Annotated in this window: 13 protein-coding genes; 2 read left to right on the top strand and 11 right to left on the bottom strand. The window is 35.7% G+C overall.

Going from position 1 to position 18609, the window contains the following annotated elements; translation table 11 throughout:
- Positions 1 to 44: 44 nt before the first annotated feature.
- The 4 genes from SIB89_RS08795 to SIB89_RS08780 form a co-directional block, all read right to left on the bottom strand.
- Positions 45 to 1961: an OmpA family protein gene (locus tag SIB89_RS08795; protein ID WP_412559496.1), complete on the bottom strand. Its 1917-nt coding sequence runs from the start codon at positions 1959 to 1961 to the stop codon at positions 45 to 47.
- Positions 1962 to 1981: 20 nt separating this feature from the next.
- Positions 1982 to 2893, bottom strand: a complete 912-nt coding sequence (locus tag SIB89_RS08790; protein ID WP_155089067.1) for a type IX secretion system membrane protein PorP/SprF — start codon at positions 2891 to 2893, stop codon at positions 1982 to 1984.
- Between the two features lie 26 nt (positions 2894 to 2919).
- Positions 2920 to 8241, bottom strand: coding sequence for a fibronectin type III domain-containing protein (locus SIB89_RS08785; protein WP_412559495.1), 5322 nt, complete (start codon positions 8239 to 8241; stop codon positions 2920 to 2922).
- 211 nt (positions 8242 to 8452) lie between these two features.
- Positions 8453 to 9403: an endonuclease/exonuclease/phosphatase family protein gene (locus SIB89_RS08780; RefSeq protein ID WP_412559494.1), complete on the bottom strand. Its 951-nt coding sequence runs from the start codon at positions 9401 to 9403 to the stop codon at positions 8453 to 8455.
- A 73-nt stretch (positions 9404 to 9476) separates the two neighbouring features.
- Here SIB89_RS08780 and hflX point away from each other — a divergent pair, with 73 nt between their 5' ends.
- Both hflX and SIB89_RS08770 read left to right on the top strand, forming a co-directional pair.
- Positions 9477 to 10697, top strand: a complete 1221-nt coding sequence (gene hflX, locus SIB89_RS08775) for a GTPase HflX (RefSeq protein WP_155089062.1) — start codon at positions 9477 to 9479, stop codon at positions 10695 to 10697.
- Positions 10697 to 12964, top strand: coding sequence for a penicillin-binding protein 1A (locus tag SIB89_RS08770; protein ID WP_412559493.1), 2268 nt, complete (start codon positions 10697 to 10699; stop codon positions 12962 to 12964). Before hflX ends, SIB89_RS08770 begins: the two co-directional genes overlap by 1 nt.
- 60 nt (positions 12965 to 13024) lie before the next feature.
- Here SIB89_RS08770 and SIB89_RS08765 read toward each other — a convergent pair whose 3' ends face one another.
- The 7 genes from SIB89_RS08765 to sufD form a co-directional block, all read right to left on the bottom strand.
- Complete coding sequence (locus SIB89_RS08765; RefSeq protein WP_412559492.1) at positions 13025 to 13933, bottom strand: DUF3078 domain-containing protein; 909 nt, start codon at positions 13931 to 13933, stop codon at positions 13025 to 13027.
- 139 nt (positions 13934 to 14072) lie between these two features.
- A complete protein-coding gene (locus SIB89_RS08760; protein WP_155089057.1) occupies positions 14073 to 14579 on the bottom strand; it encodes a DUF2480 family protein in 507 nt (168 codons plus the stop codon).
- Position 14580: 1 nt separating this feature from the next.
- Positions 14581 to 14907, bottom strand: coding sequence for a DUF59 domain-containing protein (locus SIB89_RS08755; protein ID WP_155089054.1), 327 nt, complete (start codon positions 14905 to 14907; stop codon positions 14581 to 14583).
- A gap of 77 nt (positions 14908 to 14984) precedes the next feature.
- On the bottom strand, positions 14985 to 15407 hold the full coding sequence (locus tag SIB89_RS08750; protein WP_412559491.1) for a SufE family protein: 423 nt from the start codon (positions 15405 to 15407) through the stop codon (positions 14985 to 14987).
- A gap of 43 nt (positions 15408 to 15450) precedes the next feature.
- Positions 15451 to 15945, bottom strand: a complete 495-nt coding sequence (locus SIB89_RS08745; protein WP_412559490.1) for a hypothetical protein — start codon at positions 15943 to 15945, stop codon at positions 15451 to 15453.
- A 106-nt stretch (positions 15946 to 16051) separates the two neighbouring features.
- The gene (locus SIB89_RS08740) at positions 16052 to 17290 is read right to left on the bottom strand and encodes an aminotransferase class V-fold PLP-dependent enzyme (protein WP_412559489.1); all 1239 of its coding nucleotides are present in this window, start codon (positions 17288 to 17290) and stop codon (positions 16052 to 16054) included.
- Positions 17291 to 18604 carry a Fe-S cluster assembly protein SufD gene (gene sufD, locus SIB89_RS08735; protein ID WP_412559488.1) on the bottom strand — a complete coding sequence of 438 codons (1314 nt, stop codon included), beginning with the start codon at positions 18602 to 18604 and terminating at the stop codon, positions 17291 to 17293.
- Between the last annotated feature and the right edge of the window lie 5 nt (positions 18605 to 18609).

Genomic DNA, 18609 nt, shown 5'->3' with positions numbered 1-18609 from the left:
TTTTATCAGAGCGTTTTTTATTATAATCTTAAACTCAATAAGACTTACTTCTGAGTCTCAGGAGAACCACTAACTATTAAAAACTCTGAGCGTCTATTTTGTTGGTGCTCTTCTTCAGTACAGTTTTGACCACATTTTACCTTAAGGTTACTTTCTCCTTTACCTTCCGCAGAGATTCGAGATTCGTCTATACCTTTGGAAATAACATATTGCTGTGTGCTCTTTGCTCTACGTTGAGAAAGCTTTTGGTTGTATGGCACAGATCCTCTACTATCTGTATGTGATGTAGCATTAATTACTAGATCTGGATATTTGTTCATTATCTGTACCAATTTATCCAATTCAAAAGCAGCTTGTGCTGTGATATTGGACTTATCGAAATCAAAGTAAATAGGGTTTAATACTATTTCCTCTGGTGCAATAATTTTTTCTATTGGGTCTAAAGAAATTTGAACCTTTAACTCTTCCTCACTTGTTCCGTTAACAGTGACTTTTTTGCTTTCAAAATCTTCCATCACTACTTCAAGCTCAGTATCTTGCTCACATTCTATTATAAATTCAGCAATACCCTCAGCATTAGTAGTTTTAGTTGCCATTTTGTTACCTTCCGCATCGTACAATGAAACAGAAGCGCCATTTAAAGGATTTCTTGTTTCGTCATCCAATACTATTGCAGTAATTAAAACATCGCAAAGCGGTTGTAGTTTTTTGAATGCATAAATATCATCACTTCCTTGTCCACCATCTCTGTTTGAAGAGACAAAACCTTCTTCAGCTTCTTCATCAATGGTAAATGCAAAATCGTCACCATTACTGTTAATAGGAATTCCTACATTTCTTATTGGTGCCATTTTCCCATCTATTTCCCTAGTGTAGAACACATCCATTCCTCCGAGGCCTAAATGACCCGTAGAAGAGAAGTAAAGCGTATTGTTGCTACTTATAAAAGGAAACATTTCTTGACCTTCAGTATTTACTTTTTGACCTAGGTTTTGAGGCTCTCCAATAGTCCCATCATCATTAATTGGCGCTTTATAAATATCATATTTTCCAAAACCACCAGGCATATTAGATGCGAAATATAAAGTAGAACCATCAGGACTAACTGAAGGGTTCTTTACAGAGTAATTTTCGCTGTTTATTGATAAGCTTTCCACATTATCAAAATCATCACCCAATTTAGTAGCCTTATAAAGATATAACTGGCTGTATCGCACTTTACTTATGGAATCTTTTTCAAAATCCTTCTCAAAATAACTTTCTCTAGAGAAGTACATGGTGTTACCATCTGGTGTGATTGAAACTAAACCTTCATGATGTCTAGTATTTATCTGATCGTTCATTAAGGTCGCCTCAGAATATGACCCATCAGAATTTTTGGTCAGAGTGTAAATATCTAAAAATGGTTGTTCGTTCCAACCATAAGTTTTTCGGTTATCATTTCTGGCAGAAGTAATATAAAGTTTACCATCATGCATGGTTCCCCCAAAATCTGATTGAGCCGAATTAAAACCACCGTCTTGCACATTAAACTTTTTACCTTGTTCTAAAATTTTAGGAAGGTAATTAGGGTTTTTTCTAAAGGCTGTTGCTCTATCATCGGATGGACGCATAGAAGCAAATTTTTCCATTTGCTGGTTAGATTCTTCATATTTTCCATTAGCCTTTAGCATTTCGGAATATTTGAAGATCATTTCTGGATCATCCATAGATTCTAAAGCCTTTGCATACCATTTCTCAGCCTCAACAGTATTGAAAATGTTATAATTGCTTTCTGCCAATTGGGCATAAACATAAGGAGAGCCCTTACCGTCGTCTACGAGTTTTTTATAGCTTTCAGCAGCATCAACATATTCAAATCTGGCAAATTCCTTGTCAGCTTTCTTGGTGTCTTTGTTCTGAGCAGTTAAGCATAAACCACTCATCAACGTGATAAATAATAGTATTTTTAAGTTTTTCATAATTTGTTTAGCTTAACGGATTAAAAGTATCTAGGTGAACGAGAAACTCGTTTCGGGAAATTAAGGTCAAATAACAGCATGACTTCATGCGATGCTGGCGCAAAAGCCTTAATGTCAGATGATACAGCATCATACGCATAGCCAACCCTTAATGATGGCGACAATGCAAAATTAACCAATCCAGAAAATGAGTCATCTAATCTGTATGAAGCACCAATTTCAAATTTCTTAAAGAACCTTGCATTAAGGTTGACATCAAAAGATGTTGGTGCGTCAAAAGCAGACTTAACCATAAACGAAGGCTTCAATTCTGTGTTAGGTGATAAATCAAAAACATAACCACCTGTAACAAAATAATGTTGAGTTTCTGATCCAATTTTATTTCCGTTTGAGTCTAAATGAACAGATGACAAAAGATTGGGAACGGATAAGGATAAATAATATTTATCAGTATAATAAAAGAAACCTGCACCAATATTTGGTGTCGTCTCATTGATTCCGATACCGAAGAAAGGGTCATTCATATCTATTACATCTACATTTCCGCTGGTTAAATTTATATCATGAAATGTAGCTCCAGCTTTAACACCAAATGCCAAACGGTGCTCACCACCTAACCTAAGTGTATAAGATAGGTCAACATATGCGTTGGTTTCTTTTACCGGACCTATTTGATCTGCAATTAATGATACACCAAGGCCAAGGTTATTGCCAATTGGCGCGTGACCAAAAAACGTACCAGTTTCAGGTCCGCCATCTATTTTAGCCCATTGATTTCTGTACAATAATCCAAAAGATAGATTTTCCCTAGAACCTGCATAAGCTGGGTTCATAATATTCATATTGTACATGTACTGTGTGTACTGAGGGTCTTGTTGCCCATGCATTTGAAATGCTAAAAGCAAAACCGCTATTATCGAGAGTTTTTTCATTATAATAAGTTGATTCTGTTAGTTGATTATCTGTTAATATATACCCAAGCGCTCTTTTGTTTAGCACCGCCTTCATAGATCACTGTATAAAAATAAGTACCTACCGGAAGTTCTTCACCATCATTAGTTTGACCTTCCCATTCATCTGTATAGTTACTCTTAGAATATACAAGTGTTCCATTTCTGTTGAAAATTTCTAGTTTAACAACATCAAAGCTGCTTAAATCAAAACGGTCATTTTGTCCTGGACTAACTCCTGGAGAAATTCCCTCTGGGAAAATGCAATTATCGAGTTCTATTACAGTAGTTATAACGGTATTGCTACAACCCGTAGCACTAAAAGTAATTTCAGCTGAATAGTCTCCCGAAACCAAAACGGTATCTAACATTAAACCACTAGCACCAGATATTAGAGTTCCATCTAAGTACCAATTAACTGATACGTCAGCTGCTGAGAAGTTATCAGGAATTATTGCAATTGTAATAGGAACCGTTGCGTTTGGACAAACTTCATAATCTATGCTTTGATCAAATGTCGCTAGAGGAATAAGATTAACCACAAGATTGAATGATGTGGTCTGATAACATCCTGTTGCATTGTCTTCAGCTCTTACATATATGGTCTCTCCACCACTGTTGTGAGGGCTCGACAATGCAGCTGTACCACTCTCGGCATCTGCCTGAGATGAATGATAAGTAATTGTAACATCTGGATCTGTGCTTACTTCAGCATCTATTGAAGTTAAATCAAAATCTGTCATACCGTCAACAGCTCCATCCATATCATCGCAGACAACAAAATCTGCTGGTTGATTTACATCTGGTCTGGTATTAACAACCAATTCTACTTCAGATAATTGACGACACCCTAAGAAACCATCATTAGCCGCGTCTGCATCTTCTACTCTAATTATCAGTGTTTCACCAGATGAGGTATATGGAGAAGATACTGCATTCATTGCTTGATTTGCATCTGCGGTATTTGTATAGTATGACACAGTAAAATCAGCGCCAAAACCTAGAGAGGCAGTTAATGCATCTAAGTCAAATGCTTCAGAACCATCAGCTTCAGGGCCATCACAGACTGTTATGTTCTGTGGGTCAACCGTACCTGCATCGTCGTAAAAGTTTATTTGAACTAATGCTGAAAAATATTGCTCACTTTGGTCACAAATACCTCCTAAGACTTGAACTTGATAGGTTCCAGATTCAGTTGCAGTTAACATAGGGTCATTATAATCAGGAATAACGAAACCATCTTTATACCACACATACTCATCTACATCGTAAAATGTTGTTGCCTCTAACTGAACGCTAGGGAAACCACAGTAATTAAAAGTGCCATCTGGTGTTCCAGGATCTTCAACAGTGTCTTCAACAGGACCACCTTCAAGGTTTAAAGTAACGTCGCAAACAACTTCACAATTGGTACCATCTGCAGGTCCAGAATCTTGCGTAAAGGTGTAAAATCCTGGTTGTTGTGAGAAGTTTGTGATAAGTATAATATAAGTTGAATTTGCTGGGACATTGGTTAATGTTATAGTCTCACTTGCAGTTGCTGAATAACTACAATCTGCAATATTTTCAGTGAGTAATTCATAACAACCTTCTTGTTGATCTACAAAAGGACCCCAAACTATAAAGTCAATATCCAATGGTGCTCCACCTGTACTGGTTTGATCTAAACTAAACTCATAATCTCCCGCGTCATCAAATTGTATTGTGTTCCACTGAGGGTCTGGTTGTGAGAACAGGCAGTCATAATCCAAATAAGGAGGTGCTACTTGATCACCAACTATACTTTCGTATTGGATACTTGGATCAGCACAAATTGGTAAGGCATCTAAACAATAGGTTGGTGTTCCTAAAGTGCTGATACATAAATCAAAGCTACTTGTTTCACTCGTTGAACCAGCCGAGAATATTCTCACGTAATACGTATTGCCAACTACTAGAGAAGGTGTTAGGCTAAAAGTATCATCAGAGCAATATAGTTCTGTAAGACTACCACATGCACCTTCATATACTGCATGGTCTAAATTTGTGGTCCCACCAGTTATATTTTGAATATCTATAATTTGCTGTTCTCCTAGTGCCGTAAATTGAAACCAAACGTCATCATCTGGTGAACCAGAACAACTACCGTTTGGTACACCAGACGGTGTTGCAGCTAAAATAGTACCTGAATTTACACTATCACATGATTCATCTGCATTAACTACAGCAACGGTTGCCATATCACACTCATCATTTGCTGGTGGACAAGCTAATACTTCAAAGAACTCACTACTGATAACACAATTATTATCTTGTTCATTGGTTACAAATACTTTTACTGAATTGCCAAAAGGGAAAGGTCCAGCTTGATAAACTCCAACTGCAGTAGCTTGTACTGTAGAGGCATCAAAATCATTAGATATTTCTAGTGAAGTTGCATCACCTAAACTGGTAACATCGACATCTATAAAGAATTGATCGCTATTACAGTCAGTAGTAACAGAATAATTGGCTTCAGGCAACGTACAGGTTAATTCCTGAACATTTACTGTAAAGTCTAATGTTACACCCCAAGTACCATTATAACAAGGGTTAGGTGTAGCTTGTCCTGAATCTGCAGTACCAATTCGCATTCTATGTTGACCTAAAGGCGCTGTTGCTGGCATAACAAAAGAGGCATCTAAAGTTGTTGGGTTTGCATTGGTAGATTCCCCTTGAAAAACTAATTCAGTTGCATTGTCAAAAACCAGATCGTCATTAAAGTCAATCCATATATTAGTGCCATATGTAAAACCGGTCGCAAAAGTAACGGCTACATTTGTATTTATACCTTGAAATACGTTTACTACGGTGCCTGTATGGTTTTCATAAGTAACATCTCCAAAACTAGGAAAATCAGTGACTCCAATAGTTACGTTCGTTACACCATCACCATCATTACTAGTTGGTTCAGAAGCACAATAACCCGTGTAGAATGTACCAGGTCCGGTCCATGAACTTAAGTTTAGAGGGTCACAAACAGCCTGAACATAAAACTCATAATTAGTATCTGATGTTAATCCTGTAATCACATAAGGATTTGTTGTTACATCTGATACAACAGTTCCTGTACCTTGTACGAAGCCAGCAACTCCATATTCAATATTCCATGTTGTAGCTGTACCTGTTTCTGTCCATCCAACCTCTGTAGAGGTTAAACTTAAGTTAGTAGATGTTAAATCTGTAGGTTCAGGACAAGTAGGAATATTTCTTACTTGAAAATTATCTACAAATATATCATTGTCCTCAGGATCATCAATAGTACCTTCAGAACCTAAAATACCAAACTGTACGGTTTGACCAGCATAGGCCTCTAGCGTAACAACAGGATGTTCACCTGTAGGAGAAACTACAGATGTGCTGTCATAAACCAAAAGAGGTATCCATGTAGTACCACCATCATTGGTAATTAAAAGTTGAACAGTATCATCTGAACCTAAAGTGCCAGCTGTTGTAGAACTACCAAATTGCATTATCCCAAAATCGAACTCAACTTGGAAAGGGCCACCAGTTAAATCAAATTCTGGTGAAAGAATCCAGTCACTTTTAGAGGCTACCCATAAATTTATTTTATAAGCACCAGTAAATCCATTATTGAGAAAACCATCGGCTGTCCAAGATCCAGCTCCTAAATCTCCTGGCCCTGTAGTAGCATCACCACTATCTGCTTCATCCCAACAGTTAGGAATGATGGTAGTAAAATCTTCTAAATAATCTGGTACAAAGACATCACAAGCTGTGGTAAAAGTGAAAGGACCATTAAAATCACTAGTATCTCCACCCCCACAATCTGCTTGAACATAAAAATCATAATCTGTATTAGCCATAAGACCAGTCGCCGTATAAGGATTAGAAACTCCTGTAGCTGTTGGTGTTCCTGTAGGTGTATCACCAGATGGCACTATTTCAACATTCCACATAGTGGCGGATCCATTCTCTGTCCAACTTAAATCAGCTCCATCTATTGTAAAGTTATCTGCGGCTAAATCTGTAGGGAATAAACAAGTAGGGCCTTCCTCTATACATACGTCTGCGGTTCCGTCTTGTCCATCTCTCCATATAACTGCAACATATGTGTTGCCAGGAGTTAATCCACTTATAATATCAGAACTATCTCCAGCATCATAAATATTATTATCGCAGTTTCCTATTGTAGTTCCTCCGCACATGTCTAATACCTCTAGTCCAATGCTATCTGCACCACCGCTGAAGTTAAACACTACAGATCCTATTGCAGGTGCTGTAAAACTTACCCAATAACCCCAATTTCCGAATGCATCACAAGAAGGGTTCTCGTCAGCAGCATCTAAATCTTCAGCTATTGCAAAATCTAGAGTAACAGGTGTAGCAGTGCCGCAATCTGCCTCAACGGCCATAGAAAATGCTGATGCACAACTACCACCAGGTACAGAAGTATTGAAAGTTGTTGGGCCAACTAAGCTCGAAGTTCCTGAGCCACAATCAGCTTCTATGTAAACATCATAAGAGGTTCCTAAAGTAAGACCTGTGAAACTAAAAGTTGTAGAAGTCAAACCAGATTCTAAAGTTCCTGAACCTGGAGTAAACCCAGCTGTTCCCCATTCTAGGTTCCATAAGGTTTCTGTTCCACCAGCCATCCAGTTAATATCTGCTGTCGTTTCAGTAACGTTCGTAACTGTAATGTCTGTAGGCTCAGGACATGATACCTCAAAAATATTAATATCATCAAAACCAAAACCTTCATCCGTAACAGAACCATCAGAACCAAAAGCAACTCTAAATATTACATTTGATTGCCCACCCAAGCCTGTTAGAGCATGTCTAGCAGTTACCCAAGCATTTGTACCCGCAGTACCAGTTCCTGACCAACCTTCTTCCTGACCTCCAGGCTGACCATTGATAGTATTGTCAGTATACCAATTATTTGGATCACCAAATGCACCAACGTTTTGCCAAGACGTACCTGAATCAATCGAGGATTGAAGTACCGCTCCATCCCAACTAAATTCAATATCATACCATATACTCATTTCAATTGAAGGTGCAGCTAGAGATGAAAAGTCAAACACTGGACTTGTGACCCATGAGTCTTCGTTAGAGTTATAATTACCTGATAGGTTTGTTACCCAAGCATTTGCTCCAGAGGCAGCACTGTTGATAATAGCTCCTGTAGGAGTTCCCAGTGCCCAAGTACCGTTTGTTGTATTGTCGGCAATCCAACCACCATCACCAGATTCAAAATCCTCGGTGTAAGGAAAAGTTGTTATTTGTGCTTCAATGCTTGTGAATGTAACAAATGAAAGCAGAAATAAAAATAGAGTAATCTTTTTCATTATTAATCGGTTTGTTAGAAATTATTTAACCCTTTGTAACACGTTGATTACAAAGGATTTATTTTGTTTTAAATAAAATGAGGCTATTGCGAGCATTAATTACGTTGGTTGGTCGTTTTTTTTATGCCTATTCGAATATATAAAAAATGCCTATTAACATGATGTTAACATTGTTATAATAGACTAACTACATTATTAATCGACAAATGGTTTATGGGTTTTTGAGTTGTATATAAACTGGGAAATGATCACTATAACCGCCTTTATATTTTTTGCCCACATAGGTCCTAAATGGCTGTCCTTTATACTTACCATGATACTGAGTTAAATTCTTATTGTTGAAGACATTTGCACCATTAAAAGACAATGAAGATTTTGAGGATTCGAAAAAGTTTGTTGAAATTAAAATTTGATCAAACAGGTTCCAGCCAAAATTATGATTCAAACTTCCTTTATCTCGAGACCAAACTGTTTTAAAGGGATTGTACAAATTGCTTTCCTTTTCGAGCAAAGAAAGACTCTTATTGTTAGGGTTGTCATTAAAATCACCCATAACAATAATCCTTGCATTTGCATCTTCCTTTTTTAGCATTTTAACAACAGAGTTTACAACGTTAGCTGCGGTAATACGTTTGTACTCCGTTTCTTTTTCACCTTCTCTTCTAGAAGACCAATGATTAACTATAATATTTAATTTTTCATTATTTAATTTACCTTGTACCAAAAGAATATCTCTTGTATAATCTTGCACTCCAAATTCATTTTGTAAATAAACTGAAAAGGTCTCTGAATTTTCAACTTTAAAGACATCACTTTTATAGAGTAATGCGACATCTATTCCTCTTTCATCAGAAGAGTCGTAGTGAACATAGCTATAGTTTTCTTCAATAAGATTTTTACTTCTTACTAAGTCAGACAGCACGGTTTTATTTTCTACCTCTGCTAACCCAACAACTACAGGTGCAGCATCTGTATTTTCTTCACCTATTTTTGAAATTACAGAACCTAACTTTCGCAATTTGTTTTCGTAACGTTTGGATGTCCATCTTTTTCTTGAAGTTGGTAAAAAGTCATCATCATTGGTTAAAGGATCATTTTTAATATCAAATAGATTTTCAATATTATAGAAAGCTAAAGTGTAAGTTTTAGAATTGTTGCTCATGGCAATAAATATAGGTTTTTAAAACATTATTAAGAAAAATCCATTTGCTTAACTTTGTACTTTAATAGTATATATGATAGAGAAAAAAGATATCAATTTAGAGAGCGTTGTTTTAATAGGGATAATTACGCAAGACCAAGATGAGGAAATGTCGAAGGAGTACTTGGATGAGCTCGAATTCTTAACCTACACGGCAGGTGGTGATGTTGTTAAACGGTATACCCAAAAGATGACTATGCCAAATCCCAAAACTTTTATTGGTACTGGTAAAATGGAAGAAGTAAGGGAATTTGTGACTGAGAACGACATAGGTACGGTAATTTTTGATGACGAGCTTTCGCCAGCCCAAGAACGAAATATCAGTAAAATACTCAATTGCAAAATATTGGATAGAACTAATCTTATCCTCGATATTTTCGCTCAACGAGCCCAAACCAGTTATGCAAGAACTCAGGTAGAACTGGCACAATGTGAATATTTACTGCCAAGATTAAAAGGAATGTGGACACACCTCGAAAGACAAAAGGGTGGTATCGGTATGCGTGGACCTGGTGAAACTGAGATTGAAACCGATAGACGTATAGTGCGTGATAAAATAGCTTTGTTAAAGTCTAAGATTAAGACCATAGATAAGCAAATGGCTGTGCAACGTGGTAACAGAGGTAAACTGGTCCGTGTAGCACTTGTAGGTTATACCAATGTGGGTAAATCCACTTTGATGAATGTAATTAGTAAAAGTGAAGTGTTTGCTGAAAACAAACTCTTCGCTACTTTAGATACTACGGTTAGAAAAGTAGTGATTGGTAATCTGCCATTTTTGGTTAGTGATACTGTTGGGTTTATTAGAAAATTACCTACTCAACTTGTAGAATCTTTTAAAAGTACTTTAGATGAGGTTAGGGAAGCAGATTTGTTGCTTCATGTTGTCGATATTTCGCATTCTAATTTTGAAGAACATATTGAGTCCGTAAATCAGATTTTAGATGAAATTGAAAGTAAGGACAAACCAACTATTATGGTGTTCAACAAAATTGATGCTTATAAAGCCGTGCCTTACGATGAAGATGATTTAATGATAGAACTCACTAAAGCTCACTATACCCTAAAGGACTGGAAAAAAACATGGATGGCAAAACTCGGAGATAACGCCTTGTTTATTTCCGCTATTAATAAGGAGAATATGGATGAATTTAGAAAACGCGTCTATAAAGAAGTAAGAGAAATTCATGTCACACGTTTTCCGTACAACAATTTTCTGTATCCAGACGTTGAAGACCCGAACCTTTCTATTTAATGAATACGTATTGGGAACATTTTAAAACTTGGTCTTTCAAGAGATGGCAAAACAAATGGGTGAAAACTGCGATCATTTCACTTTCAGCCGTTTTTATTTTTCTAATAGGACTGTACATCAGCATCTATTTCGGACTATTCGGTAAAATTCCAACAAAAGAAGATCTCAGTTCCATAAAACAGGAAGAAGCTACACAATTATTGGATAGAAATGAAAAACTCATCGGTAAATATTATATCTATGATAGACAACCTGTAGCTTTTGATGACTTCCCTAAGCATTTAATCAATGCGCTCGTCGCAACGGAAGATATTAGATTTTACGAGCATGATGGTGTAGATAACATGAGCTTAATGCGTGTATTTGTAAAAAACCTCTTAATGGGTGATGCATCTGCAGGTGGTGGAAGCACAATAACTTTACAACTAGCTAAAAATCTTTATGGTAGAAAAGATTATGCTATGTTCAGTATGCTCATCAATAAGTTTAAGGAATCCATTATTGCTAAACGCATCGAAACCGTGTATTCAAAGGAAGAAATTCTAACCCTTTACTTAAATACAGTTCCATTTTCTGACAATACCTATGGTATTGAAAGTGCTTCAAGAAAATTTTTCAATAAATCTGTAAATGAACTTTCTCAGCTTCAAGCCGCTACACTTGTTGGTACACTAAAGGCAAATAATTATTATAATCCAAGGTTGCATTTAGAAAGAAGCAAGGATAGACGTAACGTAGTGTTGGATCAAATGGTAAAATACGGTTACTTAGAAAAAGATTCATTGGATATATTTAAGAATTCTGAGGTTGAATTAGACTATCGCTCCTTTAATCATGATTTAGGTATAGCGCCATATTTTCGTGAAACGGTTAAGAAGCAGTTGGCAGAAATTCTGGATTCCATCAAAAATCCCAATGGAGAAAAATACAATCTCTACAAAGATGGTTTAAAAGTTTATACCACCTTAGATTATAAAATGCAGGAGTATGCAGAAGCTGCAATGGAAGAGCACATGGCTAAATTACAAGTAGCTTTTGAAAATTCTTATGGGAAAAATGCACCTTGGGAAACGGATAATAAACTGTTAAAAGCGGCAATTAAAAACACCATTCAATATAAATCATTACAAAAGAAAGGGCTAAGTGAAAAACAAATTGAAGATTCACTGAGCGTTAAAAGAAACGTAGAATTATTCGACTGGAAAGGGGATACGATTAGAAATGTTTCAGCAATTGATAGCCTTAAGCACTTTTTGAAGTTTCTAAATACAGGCATGTTGTCCATAGATCCAAACGACGGAGCGGTTAGAGCCTATATTGGTGGCATAGATTATCGTTATTACAAATACGATCATGTTTCGCAAAGTAAACGTCAGGTTGGTTCTACATTTAAGCCTTTTGTCTATACGGCAGCCATTGAAGATGGTATGAAACCTTGTGAGTATTTTTCACTATCAAAAGTGACTTATACCAATTATGATGATTGGTCTCCTAGTAATTCTGGTGATAAAGAGGAAGATCCTTACATTAATTATAACTTAGAAAAAGCGCTAAGTAATTCTGTAAACACTATAGCTGTAAAGGTTTTTGATAAAGTCGGGATACCTAAAGTAATCGATCAAGTAAAGAAATTAAATATTTCAGAAGAACTTCCGGAAGAGCCTTCGCTTGCCTTGGGAGTTGCAGAAATAAACTTAATGGATTTAACAGGAGCTTATGCAAGCTATGTAAATAATAGTGTGCCTGTAGAACCTTATTACATTACCAGGATTGAAGACAAAGATGGTAATCTTATTTATGAGTATAAACCAGAAAACAAAATTAAAAAAGCCTATTCTGATTACACAAGACAGGTGATGCTACAATTTATGAAGGCTACAGTAAATAATGGAACCGCATCAAGATTGCGAAGTACTTACGGACTTAGAAATGCAATAGCAGGTAAAACGGGTACTACCCAAGATAATAAGGATGGTTGGTTTGTTGGAATTACGCCAAAATTAGTCACAGTAACTTGGGTCGGGAACGACAACCACAGTATAGGTTTTAAGACTACTGCTTTAGGACAAGGAGCGAATTCAGCATTACCAATTTTTGCTAATTTTTATAAGAAGCTGAATTCAGATATCGAGTTTAAAACCATTACCAATGCACAGTTTGAAAATCCCTCAAGAGAAGTTATCAATGATTTAGATTGCGAACCAGAAAAGCGTGATGGGTTATTTAAAAGAATTTTTAAACGAAAGAACAAGAAAAAGAAATTCTAATAAAAAAGACCTGACATTTTAAAATGTCAGGTCTTTTTTTAAATAACGTTCTATCTACAATTAGAAGCTGTAGCTTAAACCAATTGTATAATAAGATTGTAATTTATTATCAGCATCAGCTAAATCCACTCCTTGAAAATTAGCGGCTTCTTGTTGGTTGCTTCTTAAAGCAAAATCAAAACCAACACCAATCATCTTCCATAATGTGTAGCTAAAAGAGTTAGTCCACGTCCAGTTAGATAGGTCGCTAGACTTATAACTCTGGAAGATAGAAAAGTTAGATTTAAACGAGATTTTACCAATTTGCCTTGTATAATCCGCAACAATTTTTGCACCAGTAGAAGACTCAAAAGCAGCATCATTTTCAGCAAATACAAAGTTGTAGTTTAGTGGGTGAATCACAACAATTAAATTGTCTAATGGTGTCCATGTAGCACCAACACCAACATCTAAAAATCCTGGATCATTAAAGTTGTCCAATAATGTGGTTCTATATTCTGCCAAACCAGAGATGGCCCATTTATCGCTTATATTGCGACCATAAAGTGATGAAATATTAAATACATCTGTAGTTGGGTTGAATTCATCACTGTCCATATCAGTGTCCTTGTTATCTAATTTTACCCAATTTAAGTTAGTTGTTAAAGAATTTCTCCAAAAGAATTTATCTTCAATTAGATTGGCAAAACCATTAACGGTAATACCAATATTACCTGATGAGTTGTTAGGTGCTCCTTGCGCATACCAATTATTAAAGTTGGATAAGCTACCTCCAATAGTACCAAACGCGCCAGTACGCCAACCTGGCAATGCATCTATTTGTGCTTGTATAGCATCAGCTTCACTTTGAAACTTGTCTGCTTCGGCTTGTTTTTCTGCCTTTTGTGCTTGTAGCTCTTCTTTTGTTTGAGAAAAACTAATGGTAACCGCAAACATTAAGAATACAGATAAAAGTAATTTTTTGTTCATAATGAATTAAAATTTAGTAAATAATAGTTGTTATTAATTTGTAAATATAAGTGTTTGTTGATTTTGTTGAAATATTCAAATGTGTGCTATAATTACTCTTAAGACTTAGAAATAATTTAAAAGTCACATTTTTTAAAGATTATTTTCTTTTATAAAGGGGCACTGAAGAGCAAGCTTCACCAAACATTATAGATTTTGCGATAGGTTTCAGCTTTTGAGAAAGTAATATGAGAGCATTAGCAGGCACAGGCTTGTGAGAACACCCTTTTATAATCACAGGCATATCTTTGTAGACGTTAAGATCTAAATCTGAAATGATTGAAGTATAGATAATAGACTCTAGTTGGTCTAAGGGTCCAATCACTGTTAGTTTTGAAAATTCCTGAAGTTGTAAAGAAATAAGCATATAAGCCCAGTCTGGCACGATAGCATCTGTTGAGCAATGCAAAGCCACATAGCAATCTTTGTATTGCGACCAATCATGCTCAGAAACATGCTGTCTAAAATCTTTTTCCCTAAGCACCAAGCCTTCAAGCAACCAATCCTTAATATCAAATAGAACACGTTTCCCTTCAGGGTAGTAGTCTTCTAAATCAATGACTTTTAGTTTGCTGTTAGCAACTCTATTAATAATTTCTTGTGCCATATTATAGCATACCTAATTCTAACTTGGCTTCTTCGCTCATTAAATCTTGGGACCAAGGTGGATCAAAAGTAATTTCCACTTCAGCATCTTTAACTTCGTTAATGGATTTTACTTTCTCTTCAACTTCTAGTGGTAAGGTTTCTGCCACAGGGCAGTTTGGCGTTGTCAATGTCATTAAGATTTTTACATCGTAATCTTCGTTCACAAAAACATCGTAAATAAGTCCTAATTCGTAAATGTCAACTGGGATTTCAGGATCGTAAATCGTTTTTAAAACTCGTACAATTTTATCTCCAAGTACATTTGTATCTATAGTTGTTTCGCTCATAATATGCTGTTTAGATGTTAAGTTGTTTGTCGTTTAGTTGTATTTAGATTTAACGACTCCAAAACAAACGACTCAACTTAATTAAGTTGTGTTTGGTATGCAATGGCATACATCTTTAATTGTTTAATCATACTTACCAAACCGTTAGCTCTGGTAGGTGATAAATGCTCTTTCAAGCCAATTTCATCAATAAAATCAGTATTGGCTTTAATGATATCGTCTGGATGTTGATTAGAGAAAACTCTTATTAAGATTGCAATGATACCTTTAGTGATAATGGCATCACTATCTGCAGTAAACTGCACCTTTTCATCATTCATTTCTGCATGAACCCATACCTTGCTTTGGCAGCCTTTTATAATATGGTCTTCGGTTTTGTATTGTTCTTCTATGAGTGGGAGCGTTTTTCCTAAATCAATCATGTATTGATAACGTTCTTCCCAATCCTCGAACATTGAAAACTCATCTACAATTTCGTTTTGAATCTCTTCAATTGTCATCTGTATTTTTCTTTTGCAATTATTTGTCAAAGATACGGCTTCCCTATTGTTTCTCAAACAATGACTTAATTGATAATATTTTTTCGATGATATCACTAATAGTTTTCGGTGGCTTACCGTGATCAAAACTTGGGCTCATAAATTCTTCATCACCTTTTGTCACCTTTAAAAATGCTGCTGGTGCGGCATCGTACTGATGCGTTTTTGAAGGAGCTTCTAGTTCTGAAAGTGTGCTAAAATCCAATTCACTTAACAATCTATTAAATTCCTCTTTTTCTTCTGCTGGAATCGCAAATGTGTTTACCCTTTTAAGGTTATAATCATTAGTAAACGAAATAGAATCGCCTTTTATGGTTATGAGTTCAAAAAAACCTCTCGTTGAAGCTCTATATGATACTTCTACATCATCTTGCGCAGTTCTCATTTCAGAAATTTCAGTTGTAGCTTCAGATGATATTTCACTAGAATTTTGTGATTTACTTTCATTACATTCTTTTGCTGAAACCAGCATAAATAATAAGCATATAATTAATTTCATAATACTTTGCTTTTTAGTTGTTATTAGTAATGACACAAAAAAGAAGCCAAAGTCTAACAGCGCTGTTGTTTTCTGAAATCATTAAAATACCTGAAGGACTTAAAAACTAGGACAACATCATTACTGCCTTTTTAAGAGAAGCAATAAAGGTGTCAATTTCTTCTTTAGTATTATAGAACATAAAAGAGGCTCTAATAGTACCTGGAATTTTATAAAAGTCCATAATAGGTTGTGCACAATGATGTCCTGTACGAACGGCAATGCCCATTTTATCTAAAATGGTACCAATGTCATAAGGATGAATGTTACCTACATTAAAGGAAATAACAGAAGTTTTATTTTTAGAGGTGCCATATATTTTTAAGCTTTCAATTTGAAGTAATTTTTCAGTAGCGTATTCTAAAAGCTCATGTTCGTATTGGGATATGCTGTCAAAACCTATTTGGTTCATATAATCTATAGCGGCACCAAAAGCAATGCCGCCACAGATGTTTGGTGTACCGGCTTCAAACTTGTGAGGTAAATCAGCGTAGGTTGTTTTTTCAAACGTAACTTCGGCAATCATTTCGCCACCACCTTGATATGGTGGTAATTTCTTCAGCCATTTCTCTTTACCGTAAAGCATACCAACACCAGTTGGGCCACACATTTTGTGTGCAGAACAAACATAGAAATCTACATCTAGCTCTTGAACATCTGGTTTTATATGCGGACAAGATTGTGCTCCGTCAACCAAAACAGCTGCACCAACAGAATGTGCTTTTTCAATAATGTCCTTGATAGGATTAATGGTGCCTAAAGCATTCGATATATGATTAACAAAAACGAGTTTGGTGTTTTCGTTTAAAAGTGAATTAAATTCCGAAAGAATTAATTCTCCATTTTCATTCATCGGAATCACCTTAAGTATTGCACCAGTCCTTTCGCAAAGCATTTGCCAAGGCACAATATTACTATGATGCTCTAAAGCTGAGACGATAACTTCATCACCTTTTTCAAGCAATGAGGAAAACCCATTGGCAACCAAATTAATACCATGTGTTGTACCCGAGGTTAAAATAACTTCATACGGATGCTTAGCATTAAAATGTTTTTGAATTTTAAGTCGCGCTTGCTCATATGCATCGGTTGCTTCTTGGCTTAAGCTGTGTACGCCTCTGTGGATATTGGCGTTATAATTTGAGTAATAATCTACAATAACATCAATTACTTGCTGAGGTGTTTGTGATGTTGCTGCGTTGTCAAAATAAATCAAAGGTTTTCCGTTAACCTCACGATTGAGGATTGGGAAGTCTTTTCTTATAGTTTCAACATCAAAAACAATATGTTCCGTAGCATTACCCATTTACAAATCAAACCCAATATTAACGCCTAACTTATTTGCGATAATCTTTGTAATTCGGTTTTTAACCTCAGTAATTTTAACCGAGTCCAGTACATTATTACTAAAAGCGAACATCAATAAAGCTCTTGCTTCTTTTTCAGGAATACCACGAGAGCGTAAGTAAAACATAGCACTTTCATCAAGCTGACCAATAGTACAACCGTGAGAACACTTTACGTCATCCGCAAAAATCTCTAATTGAGGTTTGGTGTTTATACTCGCTTTATCGCTAATTAAAATATTATTGTTGGCCTGAAACGCATTGGTTTTCTGGGCTTCTTTTTCTACAACAACTTTACCATTAAACACACCTGTAGAACTATCATCAAAGATACCTTTGTAGTCTTGGTGACTTTCACAATTAGGTTCTATATGGTGAACTAAGGTATTATGATCTACATGTTGTTTATTACCAATAATGGTAATCCCTTTCATGGTAGAATCTATACGCTCTCCGTTTTGATAGAAATTTAGGTTGTTTCTAATAAGTTTCCCACCAAAAGAAAAGGTATGCACCTTAGCTAAACTTTCTTGTTTTTGATTTACAAACGTGTTGTCAATTAAGGATGCAGATTCTCTATCATTCTGAATTTTGTAATAATCTACTATAGCACGTTTGTTAGTGAATATTTCAGTAACACTGTTTGTTAAAACAGGATTATCCGTTAAACTCTGATGACGCTCAATAATCTGAACATGGGAATTTTCGTCAACAATCACCAAATTTCTAGGTTGAAGCATTAAAGCCGCTTCATTGCCTGTTGAAAAATGAATAATTTGTATGGGCTTTTGAACCAATTTATTTTTCGGGATGTGGATATAGGCACCTTCTGCAGAAAATGCTGTATTTAAAGACGACAAACCGTCTTTTGACGCAATTTTATTGAAGTAGTTTTCAATAATTAAGCGGTATTTAGGCTTGCTAAGTGCCGAAGACATTAAGCAAACATCGATACCATCATGTGTGGTTTGCGATAAATGTGATGCGTATTTACCATCGATAAAAATGATTTTATAGGCATCAATATCGTGGATGAAGTATTTTTTTACATCTTTGAATTCTATCTCATTTTCTTTCTTAGGAAACACACTGTAATCGTGCTTTAAAACTGAATTTAAAGAGGTATACTTCCAAGCCTCCTGTCTTTTGGTCGGGAAACCTTCAGTTTCAAATGTCTTTATTGCTTCGGTTCGTATATCATGTATTGGTGAGTGCACATCTACTGTGTCCTCAAAAGCCATAAATGACGATACTAATTTTTCTTTTAATTCCATTTTAA

It is taken from the genome of Winogradskyella sp. MIT101101 (assembly GCF_047126865.1).
Classification (GTDB): Bacteria; Bacteroidota; Bacteroidia; order Flavobacteriales; family Flavobacteriaceae; genus Winogradskyella; species Winogradskyella ouciana.
The sequence above is the reverse complement of the archived record's forward strand: the minus strand, read 5'-3'. Positions and strand labels throughout refer to the sequence as shown.